23 protein-coding genes are annotated in these 17,624 nt (G+C 40.2%); all 23 read right to left on the reverse strand.

Translation table 11 applies throughout. The features are described 5' to 3' along the window. Positions 1-8: 8 nt before the first annotated feature. Complete coding sequence (gene fliR, locus AC58QM_RS18795) at positions 9-809, reverse strand: flagellar biosynthetic protein FliR (protein WP_497286426.1); 801 nt, start codon at positions 807-809, stop codon at positions 9-11. 12 nt (positions 810-821) lie between these two features. After that, positions 822-1,091: a flagellar biosynthesis protein FliQ gene (gene fliQ / locus AC58QM_RS18800; protein WP_068662567.1), complete on the reverse strand. Its 270-nt coding sequence runs from the start codon at positions 1,089-1,091 to the stop codon at positions 822-824. Between the two features lie 26 nt (positions 1,092-1,117). After that, positions 1,118-1,891: a flagellar type III secretion system pore protein FliP gene (gene fliP, locus AC58QM_RS18805; protein WP_497286427.1), complete on the reverse strand. Its 774-nt coding sequence runs from the start codon at positions 1,889-1,891 to the stop codon at positions 1,118-1,120. After that, positions 1,888-2,520: a flagellar biosynthetic protein FliO gene (locus tag AC58QM_RS18810; protein ID WP_497286428.1), complete on the reverse strand. Its 633-nt coding sequence runs from the start codon at positions 2,518-2,520 to the stop codon at positions 1,888-1,890. The genes fliP and AC58QM_RS18810 overlap by 4 nt, the downstream gene beginning before the upstream one ends. Before the next feature lie 48 nt (positions 2,521-2,568). Continuing rightward, on the reverse strand, positions 2,569-2,931 hold the full coding sequence (locus AC58QM_RS18815) for a response regulator (protein WP_497286429.1): 363 nt from the start codon (positions 2,929-2,931) through the stop codon (positions 2,569-2,571). A gap of 24 nt (positions 2,932-2,955) precedes the next feature. Beyond that, complete coding sequence (gene fliY, locus AC58QM_RS18820) at positions 2,956-4,200, reverse strand: flagellar motor switch phosphatase FliY (RefSeq protein WP_497286613.1); 1,245 nt, start codon at positions 4,198-4,200, stop codon at positions 2,956-2,958. Beyond that, a complete protein-coding gene (gene fliM, locus AC58QM_RS18825) occupies positions 4,193-5,191 on the reverse strand; it encodes a flagellar motor switch protein FliM (RefSeq protein ID WP_497286430.1) in 999 nt (332 codons plus the stop codon). Before fliM ends, fliY begins: the two co-directional genes overlap by 8 nt. A 35-nt stretch (positions 5,192-5,226) precedes the next feature. Further along, positions 5,227-5,712: a flagellar basal body-associated FliL family protein gene (locus tag AC58QM_RS18830; RefSeq protein WP_497286431.1), complete on the reverse strand. Its 486-nt coding sequence runs from the start codon at positions 5,710-5,712 to the stop codon at positions 5,227-5,229. Then, positions 5,713-5,934 (reverse strand): flagellar FlbD family protein, encoded by a 222-nt coding sequence (locus AC58QM_RS18835; protein WP_056624951.1) that lies wholly within the window; start codon positions 5,932-5,934, stop codon positions 5,713-5,715. A gap of 64 nt (positions 5,935-5,998) precedes the next feature. After that, positions 5,999-6,823 carry a flagellar basal body rod protein FlgG gene (flgG, locus tag AC58QM_RS18840; RefSeq protein WP_497286432.1) on the reverse strand — a complete coding sequence of 275 codons (825 nt, stop codon included), beginning with the start codon at positions 6,821-6,823 and terminating at the stop codon, positions 5,999-6,001. A gap of 97 nt (positions 6,824-6,920) precedes the next feature. Next, positions 6,921-7,304, reverse strand: coding sequence for a TIGR02530 family flagellar biosynthesis protein (locus tag AC58QM_RS18845; RefSeq protein ID WP_497286433.1), 384 nt, complete (start codon positions 7,302-7,304; stop codon positions 6,921-6,923). Further along, positions 7,301-7,744 carry a flagellar hook capping FlgD N-terminal domain-containing protein gene (locus tag AC58QM_RS18850; protein ID WP_497286434.1) on the reverse strand — a complete coding sequence of 148 codons (444 nt, stop codon included), beginning with the start codon at positions 7,742-7,744 and terminating at the stop codon, positions 7,301-7,303. Before AC58QM_RS18850 ends, AC58QM_RS18845 begins: the two co-directional genes overlap by 4 nt. Positions 7,745-7,779: 35 nt before the next feature. After that, on the reverse strand, positions 7,780-9,198 hold the full coding sequence (locus AC58QM_RS18855) for a flagellar hook-length control protein FliK (RefSeq protein ID WP_497286435.1): 1,419 nt from the start codon (positions 9,196-9,198) through the stop codon (positions 7,780-7,782). Between the two features lie 34 nt (positions 9,199-9,232). Further along, complete coding sequence (locus AC58QM_RS18860) at positions 9,233-10,147, reverse strand: MotE family protein (protein WP_497286436.1); 915 nt, start codon at positions 10,145-10,147, stop codon at positions 9,233-9,235. Between the two features lie 23 nt (positions 10,148-10,170). After that, positions 10,171-10,614, reverse strand: a complete 444-nt coding sequence (gene fliJ / locus AC58QM_RS18865) for a flagellar export protein FliJ (RefSeq protein WP_497286437.1) — start codon at positions 10,612-10,614, stop codon at positions 10,171-10,173. A 9-nt stretch (positions 10,615-10,623) separates the two neighbouring features. Then, positions 10,624-11,952, reverse strand: a complete 1,329-nt coding sequence (gene fliI / locus AC58QM_RS18870; protein ID WP_497286438.1) for a flagellar protein export ATPase FliI — start codon at positions 11,950-11,952, stop codon at positions 10,624-10,626. Beyond that, entirely contained in the window at positions 11,952-12,764 is an 813-nt protein-coding gene (locus AC58QM_RS18875; RefSeq protein WP_497286439.1) for a FliH/SctL family protein, read from the reverse strand. The genes fliI and AC58QM_RS18875 overlap by 1 nt, the downstream gene beginning before the upstream one ends. Continuing rightward, positions 12,757-13,773, reverse strand: a complete 1,017-nt coding sequence (gene fliG, locus AC58QM_RS18880; protein ID WP_497286440.1) for a flagellar motor switch protein FliG — start codon at positions 13,771-13,773, stop codon at positions 12,757-12,759. The genes AC58QM_RS18875 and fliG overlap by 8 nt, the downstream gene beginning before the upstream one ends. 12 nt (positions 13,774-13,785) lie before the next feature. Then, positions 13,786-15,360 carry a flagellar basal-body MS-ring/collar protein FliF gene (fliF, locus tag AC58QM_RS18885; RefSeq protein ID WP_497286441.1) on the reverse strand — a complete coding sequence of 525 codons (1,575 nt, stop codon included), beginning with the start codon at positions 15,358-15,360 and terminating at the stop codon, positions 13,786-13,788. Positions 15,361-15,400: 40 nt separating this feature from the next. After that, a complete protein-coding gene (gene fliE / locus AC58QM_RS18890; RefSeq protein WP_497286442.1) occupies positions 15,401-15,709 on the reverse strand; it encodes a flagellar hook-basal body complex protein FliE in 309 nt (102 codons plus the stop codon). An 11-nt stretch (positions 15,710-15,720) separates the two neighbouring features. Continuing rightward, entirely contained in the window at positions 15,721-16,170 is a 450-nt protein-coding gene (flgC, locus tag AC58QM_RS18895) for a flagellar basal body rod protein FlgC (RefSeq protein ID WP_497286443.1), read from the reverse strand. 6 nt (positions 16,171-16,176) lie between these two features. Continuing rightward, complete coding sequence (gene flgB / locus AC58QM_RS18900; RefSeq protein WP_310500325.1) at positions 16,177-16,584, reverse strand: flagellar basal body rod protein FlgB; 408 nt, start codon at positions 16,582-16,584, stop codon at positions 16,177-16,179. Positions 16,585-16,803: 219 nt separating this feature from the next. Next, positions 16,804-17,589, reverse strand: a complete 786-nt coding sequence (codY, locus tag AC58QM_RS18905) for a GTP-sensing pleiotropic transcriptional regulator CodY (protein ID WP_056624907.1) — start codon at positions 17,587-17,589, stop codon at positions 16,804-16,806. Positions 17,590-17,624: the final 35 nt, after the last annotated feature.

Below are 17,624 nucleotides of genomic sequence, written 5' to 3' on the forward strand. Positions count from 1 at the left end.
TTCTCCTCCTACTTAGGTGATATCTGCGGTGTACCGCTCACGATTTGAAGCATTTTCTCCATATTGTCAAAAATAATTCCGAATAACTGTTGAAATTGTGAAATTAACTCAGGGAAAACAATAACAAGCAAGAAGAATCCTAAGATCATTTTAAGTGGTGCACCAACAACAAAAATATTAAATTGTGGTGCAACCCTCGTTAAAAGACCTAATCCTAAATCGGTTAAAAATAAGGCTGCAACGATAGGGGCTGCGAGTTGAAAGGATAGGTAAAACATTTTGGAGACCGATTTAAATAAGAACTCAGAAATTTGTCCATCGTAAATACGACTAAATAATGCATTATCAATTGGTACCCATTTGTAACTGTCAATGATGGCTCTAATCAAATAATGATGTCCATCAAAAGACAGAAACAATAGCACGGCAACCATATATTTCAAGTTACCGAGCATCGGCGTCGAAGCACCAGTTAAAGGATCAATTACGCTAGCCATACTAAAACCAATTTGCATATCCATAAACGAACCCGCGGTTTGAACGACAGTGAAAAAAATGTACGCGAGAAATCCTAATAATATGCCAATCAGCATTTCACGAATAATGAGCAACAAGTAAACACCATCAATTGGGATGCTCTTTTCCATACCCAATGTTGAGAAAATGATCAATGATATAAAGACAGAGAGTCCTACTTTAAACATCATTGGCACATTTCTAGAAGAAAGAATGGGCACCACGACAAAAAAAGATGTAATTCGACAAAAAATAAGCAGAAAAATAGGGATAGATTGAATAATTGTTGGCATTCCACTCACAACCTAACCAACGAATTTGTAAAGATTGTTGAGTAGATTAAAGGTGAAATCAACGAGAGTATTCATGATCCAAGATCCAAAAATAAGGATAGAAAGCAGTACGGCAACAATTTTCGGAACAAAAGCAAGGGTTTGTTCTTGGATTTGAGTCGTTGCTTGAAAAATACTAATGGCTAGACCAACGATTAACCCTATAATAAGCATTGGCGCACTAGCTTTTAGAACAGTGTAAACAGCTTCACCAGCAATTCGTATTACAAATTCCGAACCCATCTAGATTCCCTCCGATATCTTGGTCTTTAACCGTAGCTTAGAAGTAACGATCTCACCACAAGATACCAACCATCTACAAGAATAAAAAGAAGGATTTTAAATGGGAGTGAAATCATCACGGGCGGGAGCATCATCATCCCCATAGCCATCAAAGTACTCGATACAACCATATCAATAACGAGAAACGGTATAAATATCATGAAACCCATCTGGAAAGCAGATTTTAATTCACTAATTGCATAAGCAGGCACTAATGAAGTAAGTGGAATGTCTTCAACCCCTGTTGGAGCTTTAGCTTTAGAATAGTCAAGAAACAGTTTCAAATCCTTCTGGCGCGTATGTTTAAACATAAATTTCTTCATGGGTAGAGAGGCGGTCTGAAAAGCCTGAGTTTGATTGATCTCACCCTTCAAATACGGCTGTAAAGCTGTTTGATTAACTTCCCCTAAAGTTGGAGACATAATAAAAAAGGTTAAAAACAGAGCGAGTCCGATTAAAACCTGGTTAGGTGGCATTTGTTGAGTTCCTAATGATGTTCGGACGAACCCCAGTACAATCACAATTCTCGTGAAGCTTGTCATTAAAATAAGAAAAGACGGAGCTAAACTTAACACGGTAAGCATTAAAAGGAGTGTGACTGTATTCGATGATCCTCCAGTCGCCGTGCTTGTTCCGATATTAACATTCAAACCGGGAATCGGATTTGTAATATCCGTTTCGGCAGCAGAAGCAGTTAAAGATAATAAGAAAACCGAAATCACAACAAGCAACAGTACGCCAACTAATTTATTTCGTTTCATTCTTCATTCAACCGATCTTTTTGTTTTTGATCAGACAACCATTCTTCAACATTTTTATTACGGTTCGACACGCGCCGCAATTTATCATGAAATACTTGTTGGAACGAAGAAGTAATTTCTACTTCCTCTTCCACATCGTTCTTTTTTTTGGGCAATTTATTGATCCATTTGCTTAGAGTACCGAAGGTCAAGCGATCATCCTGTGATGTTTGCAATAAATCTGAAATATAGGCTACTTCATCGGCGTCGACGATCTTATCCAATAACTGAATATTCTCACCAACGCCAACAACGAAGAGCGAGTGGCCAATTTCAACAATTTGAATCGATTTGTTCTGCCCTAAGAGAACCCCACCTAAAGATCTAATTGAGTTCCCAAACAAAGTGCCTTTATTTTTCTTCGCCACATATCTCATAAGTACATAAAAAAGAATGATTATAAACACGAGGACAGTAATGACCTTAACAACCATAAATAGGGAGCTCATCGAACCCATTGAATCTGGATAGTCCACCCCAGGTATCTCCTGATTTGGCTCTGTTTCAGCATGGATAAGATTATTTGTATAAAATAGCGTGAACATGCTAAGTATGCTGAAGTAAAGTTTATTCGATTGACGTCTTTTCATAAGAACAACCCTTTCGGTTTATGTAAGACTCAACCGAATTTGTACGGTTTAACCTAGAGTCTTTTTAATAGCTTCGATTACACGATCAGCTTGGAATGGTTTTACGATGAAATCTTTAGCTCCCGCTTGAATAGCATCAATAACCATAGCTTGTTGACCCATCGCGGAACACATAATGACTTTTGCGTTTGGATCAATTTTCTTTATTTCTTTCAATGCTTGAATACCATCCATTTCAGGCATTGTGATATCCATCGTAATCAGATCAGGCTTCAACTCTTTATATTTTTCAATAGCTTGGGCTCCATCATTCGCCTCGCCACATACTTCATACCCATTTTTCGATAAAATATCACGAATCATCATTCTCATAAAAGCTGCATCATCCACAATTAGAATACGGTTAGCCATTGAAAATATCCCCCTAAGATTAAATTATTGTAATTTTTGAATTCGTTCCCATTGATTAACAATGTCAGTTACACGAACCCCAAAATTCTCATCGATGACGACGACTTCACCTTTGGCAATCAACTTATTATTCACCAAAATATCAACCGGTTCACCAGCAAGCTTGTCCAGCTCAATAATCGAGCCTTGAGACAGTTCTAAGATGTCTTTAATCACCTTGTTCGTTCTTCCTAACTCCACGGTTACCTTCAGTGGTATATCGAGAAGCAAATTTAGGTTCGTATCATCTGCTTGCGTGTAAGCACCTGATTGCAAATTACCAAACTGAACAGGTTGAACATTCACATTACGATTAGGTATACCACCTATCGCAGCTGGTGGTTGTTGATACATCGGTTGTTGTGGTGGATACATCGGCTGACCCATAGGAGGCTGCTGATACATCGGCTGTTCATACACAGGCTGTTGATAAACAGGCTGCTCATACACAGGTGCAGGCTGCGATCTAGGTGCTTCTTGCGTAGGAGTAGCTACTACTGGTGCTGCTTGCACTGTCGGCGCAGCTTCCATAGCTGATTCTGTTTCACCACCACCCATTAGGATGGTTACCATTTCTTTGGCGAAAGGAACAGGTAGTAACTGCATGATATTGGAATCAATTAGATTGCCAATGGTGAGTCGGAACGATATCCTTATAAATACGTCCTCATCAGGCAGTTTTCCTTCTCCTTTCGACAAATTTAATATGTCGATTCCTGGTGGAGAGATATTGACAAATCGATTAAATATAGTAGACATGGAAGTAGCTGATGATCCCATCATCTGATTCATGGCTTCTTGCACGGCGCTGATATGAATTTCACTCAGATTTTCATCGCCTCCAGTGCCGTCTCCACCCATCATAAGATCAGCAATAACTTGCGCATCTTTCGTTTGAATGACAAGTAAATTAATTCCATCAAAGCCATCTACATAATTCACATGAACAGCAACATGTGGTCTAGGAAACTGTTCTTCCAATTCTTCTTTACCAATCACTGACACCTTAGGTGTTGTTATCTCTACTTTCTTACCTAATAGTGTCGATAGCGCTGTAGCCGCGCTGCCGAACGTGATGTTACCAATCTCCCCAAGTGCATCTTGTTCCAATGGAGATAAAAATTCTTCCACTCGCGGAGGCCCATGAAATGAAGGGACAGAACTTTCTTCAGATGATTGTCTCAATAAAGCATCGATCTCTTCCTGCGACAAATAGTCTCTGTTATTCATCATATTCTTCTTCTCCTTCATTCACGATTTCTGTAATTTGTACAGCCATCTTCCCTTTTACGGTACCAGGGCTTCCGAGATATTTCAGCTTCTCGCCAACCTTGACTTGAAGCGAATCTTCGACGGATTTATGCAGCGGGATTACATCGCCTATCGTCAACCCTAAGAAATCTCGAATTGAAATTTCAGACGATCCCAACTCTGCAATGAGAGGTAGCTTGGTTTTCTCCAAGCGAGATTGAAGTGCTTCCACTTCTTCAGGTGCTCTCGTCTTCTTCTGGGAAACAAACCAGTGGTGTACAGAAAGTCGAGGCATGATTGGTTCAATAACAACATGAGGAATACATAAGTTGATCATTCCTGTTGTTTCCCCGATTTTAGTGCTCAGCGATATTAATGCAATCGTTTCATTAGGAGAAACAATTTGCATAAACTGCGGATTCGTCTCTAGCGCCTCTAAACGAGGTTGAATATCAATTACATTTTTCCAAGCTTCTTGTAAACTATCGAACGCTCTACTAAATATTCGCTCCATAACAATTGTTTCAATCTCGGTTAATGCATTAATTTTGGTTGGCGTTGTACCTGCTCCACCTAATAATCGATCTAACATAGCAAACGCGACATTGGGATGAACCTCAAGTACCATTCGACCCTCTAAAGGCTCTGCTTCAAAGATGTTCAAAATGGTCATTTTTGGGATCGAACGAATAAATTCATCATAAGGCAATTGTTCAACCTGGACTACATTGATTTGAACGAATGTACGCAGCTGTGCTGAAAAATAAGTCGTTAAAAATCGCGCAAAATTTTCATGAATACGGGTTAAGCTACGAATATGATCTTTAGAAAAACGTACTGCTCGCTTAAAATCATAAGCCCTTACCTTCTTCTGAGTATCCTCCTTCTTTAGTTCATCTGCATCCATTTCACCGGAAGACAAAGCTGCCAACAAGGCATCGATCTCATTTTGCGATAAAACATCAACCATTCGAGTCACCTCCTCTAAGCAAAATCATTGACGAGTTATTGTAGCACTTTATCAGTTATCCAAATTTGTTTAATTTTTCCCGCATGCATTAACTCGTTCAGTTTGTTCATAATTGAGGAAGTTAAACTATCTGAACCTTTACTTCCATCAATTTGTTCCTTCGTCATATCCCCCAAGATTTTGACGATTGTACCTTTCACAGCAGAATCAAGCAAACTATCAAATTCCGCTTTAGCTTTGGAATTTTCCATCTCAAACGCAAAGCTGATTTTAATAAAATTCTGACCACCTGATAAATTAGTCAAAACATCTTTAATGATAGATGTGTTTGCCTTCACCGTTTCTGCAGAAGCCGGTTTCGCTGGTTTCACACTTGCAGCAGCTTCCTGAGCCTTAACGGCTGGATCTGAGGATTGATTGTTCTTCTCCATAAAATTCCACAAAACAAACGCTGCAGTGAGAATTAAGGTGATAGCGATAAGAATGGAAACAATGAGTATAAATATTTTGTTCTTGAACACTTACGAACCCTCCGTATCCCTGGACTGTATTGTCGCTCGTACGGATCCAATTTCTTGCATATAGGTCCGCACTAAGCTTACCACAACCTCTGCCTTTTCGAGAACTGTGATTTTCTTGCCTGTTGTCAATGTAATCATCGTATCTGGAGTTTCTTCGATAAGTTCTATCAATATGGCATTCAAGATAAGCGGTCTACCATTTAAACGAGTGAGAGAAATCATTATTCTCCTCCTGAATCAGGGTAAGGGGAGCTCCGCTCCCCCTTCTTATTCATTCAATTAGTCATTAATTCTTAAGATTTACAATCTCTTGAAGAATTTGATCTGACGTTGTGATAATTCTGGAATTTGCTTGGAAGCCACGTTGAGCAATAATCATCTCCGTAAATTCTCCAGTCAAGTCTACATTGGACATTTCCAATTGACCAGAAATAATACTTCCAACTCCTGTTTCTGGGTCACCAGCGGTTCCAACTACAATTTCTTCTCCCTCTGCAAGAGCATTGCCGGTTACTTGATACAAGTTTCCTCCAATTTTTTCAAGACCTGCAGGGTTCGTTATTCTCACAACACCAACTCTTTGCCCTGTATTAATGGTCTCTCCATCGGCATTAACACCAATAATGTCACCGTTTTGAGCAATAGAGAAAGACACGATATCATCTGGAATCACGATGGGACCTGCTCCGTCAGCTCCCATGACATGAAGCCCCTCTGGATTTACTAAGTTTCGAGTAGGATCCACAGTGAAGTTACCCGCTCTTGTCAAATACGGCGCATCGACTTGTTCTGTTGTTCCAACTGCGAAGAAGCCATCACCATTCACCCGTAAATCCGTAGGTACATTCGTTGTCATTGCGCTACCTGGTGTATGTACAGTATCAATAGCAGCCAAACTAACACCTAAACCAACTTGCTGAGCATTCACACCACCACGATTATCATCAGGTGCACTGACACCAGAAACGGTTTGGCTCAGAATGTCCTTAAACATAACACGACTGCCTTTAAATCCGATGGTATTCACGTTAGCGATATTATTTCCAATAACATCTAGCTTCGTTTGAAAACCACGCATACCTGAAACGCCTGAGTATAAGGATCTTAACATGAAATTGGCCTCCTAAATCGGATGAAAGTAATAAAACTTTGAGTTGCTTCTTTCGTTCCACAACTCTAGGCTTCCTGAGTGGTCGAGCCTATAATACTTACGAAATTATCATTGCACTATCGATTTGGGTAAACACGTGATCATTCATCGCTTGTCCATCTAAGGCAGTTACAACGGTACGATTAGGTACATTTACGATAAATCCATTCCCACCTAAAATCAGCAGCGCATCTTTCGCACCTTTGGAAGCAGCTTTATCAATAGCTTGGTTCATTTTTTCAATTTGCTCAGGTTTGAGTTGAATGCCGCGTTCTTTTAGCCTAACTTCAGCATGATGACTAAACCGGACAAATTGATCTTGGAAAATCTTCTGAAAGGAGGAGTTTCCAGCAGGTATTACTTGTTGCGATGGAGTTCTTCTCGTGGAACTGGGAGAAACCACATTAGGGTAAAGTTGACCTATGGATATTCTCTCTGTCATGGTGTTTCTCCAACATTCTCAATTTTCTTTAACTTATCAAGGGAAACTTCCACACCATTTACAGAGGCAAATTGATTACCATCTTTAAAAGTTATAGAATCCACCACACCAGATAATTCCGTTATTTCACCTGCTGCGTCTGTACCAGTCCAAGAAATCGATTTTCCGATTAAGCCTGAAACGAAACCAAGAGATTGTCTCATCAATTTCATTTCACCAGCCATATTGGTCAATTGCTCAACAGATGTAAACTGCGCCATTTGAGCGATAAACTCTTTATCCTGCAACGGTTGAGTTGGATCTTGATTTTGAAGCTGAGTAATCAAGATTTTCAGAAAATCATCTTTACCTAGAGTCGTCGTATCCTTGTCCTTGGTTTTCGCAGCAGTACCTTTATTAATCAAATCATTTACATTACCTACAAGTGGGGTTGTAGCCATATGTTCACCTCCAGCATCTTCATTCATTGCCCCGTTTAAGCAATAACATCGAAGGAATTACCGTTAGTATTCTTACGAAGCTGTGCCAACTGATCAATGTCTTCTTTAAAATCAACCGCATCCATTTCAATCACGCCTGAACGATTCTTCGGTTGACGTTGTGATTGATTAAAGGACTGAGGCTGTCGTTGTTCTTGGAACATGTTAGATGACATATTTTGACTTTGAGTAACTTCTAGTTTCTCTACTTGTAAGCCTTGCGTTAGTAGAGCTTGACGCAATTGTGGTAACTGACTTTCGAGCATTTGCTTACCAGCCAATGTATCTGCAGCGAACTGTGCAAAAAGTTGTCCCTCATGCATTGAAATTTTCACGTCTACATGTCCTAAATTCTTAGGAAACAAAGAAAGTTTGGCTTCAGAAAAACCTTCGGAAATTGTAATTTTCATGTTTTTCAATACATGCGTCGTCATTTCTTCTGTGAAATTAGCAGCTGATAACGTTGACACTGGTGTCTTCTCGACGGTTACCGTTACTTGCTGTGTTTTCTGCAAATCACCGATCGTCACAACAGTACTCGTTGTTGTACTAGTTTCAACAGGCAGATCAACAAGCGGTTGAGTTGGAGCTTCAACAACGTTAGTCGTCTGTTCTAAGACCGCTACCGGAATATGCTTAACGGCAAATTTCTCTTGCCTCGACAATAACGTTTGCAACTGATCAGCAAGGCTATCTACGTCAGATTTGCTAGTTTCCTTATTGTCTATGTACTTACTTGATGGGATGTGACCATCAGATTTGGTTTGATCCTTTGCGCCAATTACAGGTACTCCTGTTAACTTACTAGCTTTTGATAATCCATTTAAAATATCTGGAAGTATCGGTTGAACCGCATTTGTAAGTTCCGAATTTAAATAGTTCAGAATTGGATTGTCAGGCTGCTGCTTAGATAAAGCTGACAGCGTTAATAACGTTTTCTGTGCTTTCAAACTCGGAGATTCACTAGTTGGTTGTTGACCAGTTGCAAGAAATCCCGTTGCAAGTATGTTTGGCGTAATACTTAGAGCAGCTAACAAATCATCTGCATCTTCGAACCACTTTTTCACTTTAGGATCTTGCAATAATTTATCAGTAAGAGCTGGATTACTATTCATCGCTTCTAATAGAAGTTCAGGAAGTGTACTATCTTGTGTAGACAGCTTACTTTCTTGATCCACGGCTGCTTGCATCGGCATTACCAACGTTTGAAGCATCTGCAACATCATGCTCATAGAAAGGTCAGTCTCAGAAGCTTGTAGATCGACGATAGCTGGATTCTCTTGGGACGTTTGATCAGAAAGTAGTGCTGAGAATGTATCTGTCGTGGCGCTTCCTTTTGAAGTCCCTTTAGCTGTAGTTGTTGAGCTAGCTGTTCCTGATTGAGCAACAGGTATTGAATTCATTTGTACACCCATTTTTTTCACCTCCCTTCCTCATCTTCAATCTGAATTAAGGAGTAAGTTTTGCAGCTATCGTTGCAGCAGTTTCCTTATTAGCATCGGATAGAGCAGACATTACTTTAGAGCGAGATGCATTATCCATGCCACTAATAATGGATAAAACTTTGGCTGGATTTGTTTTGTTCATTTCTAACAGCACATTTGCTGCGCTTTTTGGTACCATATTCGCAAAAGTTTGACCAAGATCCGAAGTAGTAATGCTAGTCGCTGCCTTGGTATCCTTCGTGTTATTCGTTGCTAATCTTTCTTGTAATGCCGCTATTTCTTTATCACGAACTGGCACAACATCCTTTAAACCCATGGACGCAGCAGCTGCCTTAGCCGCATCCATTTTCTCAAGAATCGCTCCGCGATTGTCTGACTTCATCATCGAAAGGACAAGCACCATTTCACTAGGAGTCATCGCCTCAAAGATCGGCGCCGCCTTACTTGGTGTCATTTTGGCGTACATATTAGCAAGTTGTGTAATTTGATTTGCGTATTCTTCTTCTGATTGTGTCTTATTCTTAAGTTTTTCTTCAAGCTCAGCAACCTTCGCAACAGCTTCCTTTAGGGAAACATCTTTATGTTCAGTCGTTGAATCTGCCTTTTGTAACGCACTCGTCAATTCATTAACACGTGCATACAGCTTTGTAATTTCATCCTCTTTTAGCTTTACGCTTTGCTCCGAGGTCGTAACTTTACCTTCTACTGTCAGCGGAGCTGTCTCATTAGGTGCTGGGACTATTAATCCAATGACAGGCGTATTGTGCAATGCTTTTTGAATACTACTTTTGATATCATAATCAAAAATGGAAAGCAGCACGAAGAGTAGAACCGCCGTAAACACAAAGGGAATGACAAACCAAATTAAAAATCGCTCCAGTGCACTATACGATGCACCCTCTACGCTTGTATCGGCCATCTCTTCGTCCCTCCTTTTCTACCTTAATACGATGCACGTTTGAATCGATTAGTTGCCATTTCATCAAGAGCATCCTGCTCTTTTTTGGCAATCATAATTTGAAATTTGTTTTGTGCTTTTTCTCTTGCTTTCGTCCAAACCTTCTCATCTATCATTTTTACAGATAAATGCTCTTGCTTTTCAGATACGATATGCTTAGCCTGATTAACATCTTGATGTTTACGAGCTATCTGCTTGTCCACATGATTCATGTAACTTTGCATCATAAGCATATTCGAAATCGTTACTGAGTGACTAGTTGCTTGAATCATCTCATGATGTAAGTTTTCTTTTTGCTCAACCAATCCGTTTAAGCTCGATTCTTCATTCCGTAACTGCCCCATTGCCTCAGATAAAATCCATTCTGCTTGTGTTCGTTCATTATTTTTCAAATCGACAATTTGCTGGAAGGAATACCGAAAACTCATCTAGGACCCTCATCCCTTATAAAATTCTTGGATTAATCGTTCTTGAGCTTCTTCATAAGTTAGCTTTTCACTCGTTCGCTGCTTGGTAAAATCCCAAATAGCCTCAATGTTTTCCATTGCATTATCAATATTTGGATTAGAACCTCTTTGATACGCCCCTATATTAATAAGATCTTCCGAATCTTTATAAATAGAAAGAAGACGTTTCAGTTGATCAGCAGCTTCCATATGTTCAGAAGGAACGATTTCTTTCATAACACGGCTCACACTCGATAACACATCGATAGCAGGATAATGACCTTTATTCGCAATACTACGATCGAGGACGATATGACCATCCAAGATTCCTCGTACCGCATCTGCTATTGGCTCATTCATGTCATCACCATCGACAAGCACTGTGTAAAATGCCGTAATGGAGCCTTTTGCTCCCGTACCTGAGCGCTCCAATAGTCTTGGCAACATGGCGAAAACAGATGGTGTGTATCCACGTGTAGCTGGTGGCTCACCAACTGCTAGTCCAACCTCGCGCTGTGCCATCGCAAAACGTGTAACGGAATCCATCATCATCATGACATTTAAGCCACGATCTCTAAAGTACTCGGCAATACTTGTTGCAATCATTGCGCCTTTAATCCGGATTAATGCTGGTTGATCTGAAGTTGCTACAATAACAACTGAACGTGCTAACCCTTCTGGGCCAAGATCGCGCTCAATGAAATCCAAGACCTCTCGACCACGCTCTCCAATGAGAGCAATGACATTGACATCAGCAGAAGTATTTCGTGCAATCATACCCATTAACGTACTTTTCCCTACACCAGAGCCTGCGAAAATACCCACACGCTGTCCTTTACCAATCGTCAATAGTCCATCTATACAACGAACACCTACAGAGATTGGATTAAGAACACGTGGTCGAGTAAGTGGATTGCTCGGCGCATTATTGGTTGAATACTGTGCCATTCTCGATGGCAGATACGAACCATCTAATGGTTGTCCTAAACCGTCTAGAACTTTACCCAATAACTCATGCCCAACCTGTACTGTTAAGGGTTTACCAGTGCCAACAACATCGCAACCAGGACCAATTGCATCGAGATTACCTAACGGCATTAGGATTACTTTATTACTTCGGAAACCAACCACTTCCGCTTTTAACGGTTTATTCGATTTATGTGGATAGATATAACAAAGATCACCAATACTGACATCAGGGCCTTCTGATTCAACAGTAAGTCCTATAACTTGCGTCACTTTGCCGTTTACTCTAATGGGATCAATCGTTTGTAGAACCTCTTTGTACTTATCCGCATTCGGTATGGATGTCCGTGCCATTAAGATTCCTCACTTTGTATGGCCAGTTGCTGCAGAGCTGACTTAATTTCTTTCAGCTGAGTATCAATTCTCGCATCGATACTTCCATAGGAAGATCGAATGACACACCCTTGATCTTGCACGGAAGAGTCAGGTATTATTTCGAGTTCGGCCTGTGAATCGATCGAAGTGATCAATTCTTCTCTTGCATCTTGGATGTACGCGAATTGTGATGGAGCTACGCATAAGGTTATAATTCCTTTTTCTCGTCTACGCGAGAGCACCTTTTGTATGAGCTCTATTACCCATTCTGGTTCTAGCGTCAGCTGTCGAACAATGATTTTCTCTGCGATAGATGTGCTTAATTCAATGAGAAACGGCTCTGATTCTTGTATGATTTGTTGCTTCAGCTTATACGACTGTTCGAGAATAGAACTAGCTTCAACAAGCATATCATTGTATTCTTTGCGAAGAGCGTCTTCTGCCTGAGCAGCGCCTTCTTGATATCCTTCGTTGAATCCTGCTTGCTTCGATGCATTAACTAGCTCTTCATCTTCAATTCGCTTGCTTTCCCACCAATTTGCAATATCTACTTCTGTTTGCTCGCGGATCAGAGCACACTCTCGCTTAGCCTCTTCAATTTGTTCGCTTGCAAAAGCTTCAGCATCCTCCAAAATCTGATTCTTTAATGAAGTAGCATCCTTAATCTCTAAATGCATTTCCTCTGTCCAACCATCATCAATTGGCAATTCGACCTTTGGGGGAGATAACTTTTCAACAATCTTCTTATCTTCAATGGGATAATAGGCAAATGATTTAATGACATTAGACAATAATATCATCTCCTCCACCACGTGCGATGATGATTTCACCCGACTCTTCTAAACGACGAATCGTTCCCACGATGCGGGTTTGCGCTTCTTCTACATCTCGCAAACGAACGGGTCCCATAAATTCCATTTCATCTTTAAATGTCTCAGCCATACGCTTGGACATGTTTTTGAATAGCACATCACGGACTTCTTCACTCGCAACTTTAAGTGCAAGTTGTAAATCAGCATTTTCAATATCGCGAATAATTCGTTGAATCGAACGATTGTCGATATTGACAATATCCTCGAATACAAACATCCGCTTTTTGATTTCTTCAGCAAGTTCAGGATCTTGAATTTCTAAGGAGTCGAGAATCGTACGCTCCGTACCACGGTCAACACCATTCAATATCTGAACAATTGAAGCAATACCACCAGCATTTGTATAATCCTGTGTAACAGTTGATGAAAGCTTCTGCTCCAATACACGTTCAACCTGTGAAATAACTTCAGGCGATGTACTGTCCATAAGTGCGATCCGTTTCGCAACATCAGCTTGCTTCTCCTGTGGGAGTGATGACAAGATAATGGATGCTTGTTCCGCTTGTAAATAGGACAAGACGAGTGCTATCGTTTGAGAATTCTCATTTTGAATGAAATTGAGAATTTGAGCAGGATCTGCTTTTCTAGCAAAGTCAAACGGTCTTACTTGAAGTGTTGCAGTCAAACGATTAATAATATCAAGTGCTTTTTGAGAACCAAGTGCTTTCTCCAAAATATCTTTCGCATAGGCAATACCGCCTTGGGAAATAAATTCCTGTGCAAGGCAAATTTGGTGGAACTCAGAAAGAATCGATTCTTTCTCTATCGTTTCTACCTTCCGTACGTTTGCAATCTCAAGTGTTAACTGTTCAATTTCCTCTTCACGTAAATGTTTGAAGATTTGTGCAGATACCTCAGGGCCTAAACTGATCAAAAGAATAGCTGCCTTTTGTCGTCCGGTCAACCCTTGTAAAGCGGCTCTGGCCATACAAGTGCACCTCTATTCATCAACTAACCAAGTACGCAGCAGATTAACGAACTCTTCTGGTCGCTTTCTCGCAAGTGTTTCGAGTTGCTTACGTACTTGATTGTCATTCGTTACATTTTCGATATCGATTGTTGGAAGCTCTGCCTTTTGGGCGACACCATTCATCTCTTGATCCAATAATTGCTGAGCATTTTTCTTACGTCTTCTCATAGCTAGTCCGATAAAGGCACCAACAGCTAGTGCAGCTAATGCTAACGCTCCATAAGTCAAGTATGTAGAAGTCTTCGTCGTACTTGCATCCGAAGTTCTAGCAAAAGAATGTGGAAATACATAAACCTTTTTCCTTAATTCTTCGTCAGTATAAGTAACCTTATTATCTGCAAGTGCAGTTCTGACAATATTGGCGAGTGCATCCCTAATGGCATCAGTTGTCTGTGTTGTCAACGAGTTGGGATCATCTCTTACCGGTGGCTCGATGCCGACATTAATGCTTACATCCTTTACTACATAAGGTGTTGCAATTATGTCATTCGTAATTCGATCCACTTCATAATTGACCGTCTTACTGTTTTCTTCTGAATTGGACTTTCCTGCTGCAGCTGAACCCGGATAGCCCGGAACATCCGTTTCGCCCGTTCCAGGAACGCCTCCTGTATCCGCACCATTATTTTGATAAGACTTGCTTGCTTCTTGTAAAGAAATTTCTAAGCCTTTTTGATCAACTTGATTGGGTGCGCGGACAAGCTGTTCCTTCGTTTTCTTCTGATCAAAATTCATAGTTGTAAATACGCTAACCGTAATTTTATCTCGTCCAAACATAGTGCTAAGCATGGAATTGATATTTTTTTGCAAATCATTTCTGAATTGCGTATTTATATCCGTGTTGCTTCCCAGCTGTGAACTATTTGAATCTCCGCTGAACTTGTAAGTGAGTAAATTTTGATCCGAAATCGTTATGTTCTCAATCGGAAGATTCTTAATACTATGAGACACTAAATTATAAATCGTATCTACTTTAGGTTGATCCAATGAATATCCCTGCTTGACTTGTAGGACAACAGACGCAGTTGCTTTCTCTGCCTGTTGTTGCAAGAATGGACCCTCTTCTGGAAGTGAGATATTCACTTTTGAGCTTGAAATGGCTTGGTTCGAATTAATGAGCTGTTGAAGTTCTCCTTGAATTGCACTTAGATATTTGACTTTAAACTCATTATCTGTAATACCGAATGAGCTGCTCCCACTAAAAGCTTCAAATCCTAAGGAACCATTCTTATTTAATCCTTGCGATTCCACAGCAAGCTTTACACTGGCAACTTCACTTGTCGGTACTTCAATGCTTTTACCGTCCGCACTCAATTGATAAGGTATTTTCGCTGTATCCAGATATGATTTAATATTCGCAGCATCACTTGGCTGTAATTCTGTATATGCCAATGAATACTCTGTCTTCGACATATTAAAACTTATAATGGCAGCAGTCAAAATTAGTAAGAACACAGTTGCTATGAAAATAATTTTCGTCGTTCGATTATAACGATTCCAGTACTGCTTCACCTTTTCCCAGTACTGGAGCAGGTTCTCGTTCACTCTGTCACCTCATTGACCCAAATTTAGCAGCATCTCTACACTACAGCTGCATTCTCATGATTTCTTGGTACGCCTCTAACACTTTATTTCTGACTTGAACGGTAAGTTCGAGTCCTAATGAAGCTTTCTCAGAGGCAATTGTCAATTGATGAACATCTGAAAGTTCTCCTTTAATGAAGCTTTCGTTCAATTGATCGACTTGTTTTTGTTGTACAGTTAGGTTGGTCATGGCATCATTTAGGAATGAACCAAATTTCTTGCCAAGATCATCTGCACCCTCACCTGTGTTATCCTTCGGAGTAATAGAACTCATTATATTTATCGGACTATAATTAATTTTATCAATCATCCTGCAACCTCCTATCTACCTATTTCCAGTGCTTTGCTAATCATCGATTTGCTTGCATTTAATGCCGTGACATTGGCTTCATAAGAACGTGTAGCCGAGATCATGTCGACCATTTCTTTCGCAATGTCAACGTTCGGCATATAGACGAACCCATTCGTATCCGCATCTGGATGTGAAGGGTTATATACTTGTTTTAATGGCGAGTTATCCTCAAAAATTTTATTCACTCGCACTCCTTCACCCGTTCCATCTGCCATCGCTGAGTTTAGCTTTTGAGCGAAACTTGGCTGTGATTTCGTCTCGAATGCAACTAACTTCCTCGTATAAGGCACCCACTTGCCGTCAACAAACCTTGCTCTCGTAGTATCCGCATTGGCGATATTGGATGACACTACATCCATACGCAGCCGTTGTGCAGTCAATGCAGATGCACTGATGTCAAATCCGTTTGTAAGTCTCATCGTTTATTACCTGCCCCCAATGACCGCTCGAATTTTTTTGAAGTCGCTGTTCATCTGCTGAATCATCGTGTTGTATTTCAGTTGATTTTTTGCCATCAATGCCATTTCGTAATCCATATCTACATTGTTAAGGTTGGTGTTAATTGCTGTCGAATTATCTGATTTAATCTCAGCATTTGGTAATTTTGTTGATTTTCCAATAACAAAATGCCTTGGGTCTGTTCGAAAACCATCTATTGAGGGGGTACCCGCATTCATTTGTCCTTGTAAGAGTTCTTCAAATGCAACATCGGAACGTTTAAAGTTAGGAGTATCCACATTGGCAATGTTATTCGCTACCACTTTTTGTCTTAGCGTCGATGCATCCAGCGATCGCTCCATCATATTCCAACTAGGCTTGTCTAATAAAGACATAAACGATTCCCCTTCACTCTAAAATAATCAGATACTACTTCAACATCGCGAGAATTTAATCCTTTTTATTTCGACATTATTCTCATTTTCCGATACAAAATAGTTCTATATGTAGAAAAATGTAAACCCTTGACCGATAACTCTATCATCTAAGATATTAGGGTAAGTTACAATAAGAAAAAAGCCCTATCTTTTTACAAGATAGGGCCTTCCTATTTTTTACAACTTAGACTTCATCTGTTCAATGCTCTGCATTAATTGTTCATTTAGAATACGGATATAAGTGCCTTTCATACCAAGTGATCGCGTTTCAATGACGCCAGCACTTTCAAGTTTACGTAGGGCATTTACAATAACTGAACGCGTTATACCTACTCGATCAGCAATTTTACTCGCCACTAACAAGCCTTCTTTGCCATCTAGCTCTTCGAAAATATGTTCGACAGCTTCCATTTCGCTGAAGGATAATGAGCCAATGGCAACTTGAACAACTGCTTTACTACGGGCTTCTTCTTCAATTTCCTCCGCCCGTTCTCTTAATATCTCCATTGCGATTACGGTTGAACCATACTCAGCCAGCACCAAATCATCATCAATAAAGTGCCCTTCGCTTCGACTCAAGATCAATGTCCCTAACCGATCTCCCCCGCCAATAATTGGCACTAAAGTCGTATGAGTAGCTGGAAACATATCTTTCATCTGATCCGTGTAATAGAAATACGGGCTATCCGGTTCCGATGTGGAGGAAGTCTCCTCAATTTTGAGCAATAGATTATTCGATTCAATTGGGAATCTGCGTTCAATTAGAATCGTTTGATTCATTTCAGGCGAAACAGGATCATTCGTTACCGCATAGCCTAAGATTTTACCCTTACGGCTCACAACATAAATATTCGCAATAACTACATCTCTAAGAACTTCTGCCATATCCATAAAGCTAACCGCATTACCCGCTTCTTTTTGGAGTAATCGATTCAGCCTTCTTGTTTTATTTAATAAACTCATGTAACTGCCTCCTACTAACTGCAACCTGCTTGGTT

The organism is Paenibacillus sp. J22P165, assembly GCF_059692015.1.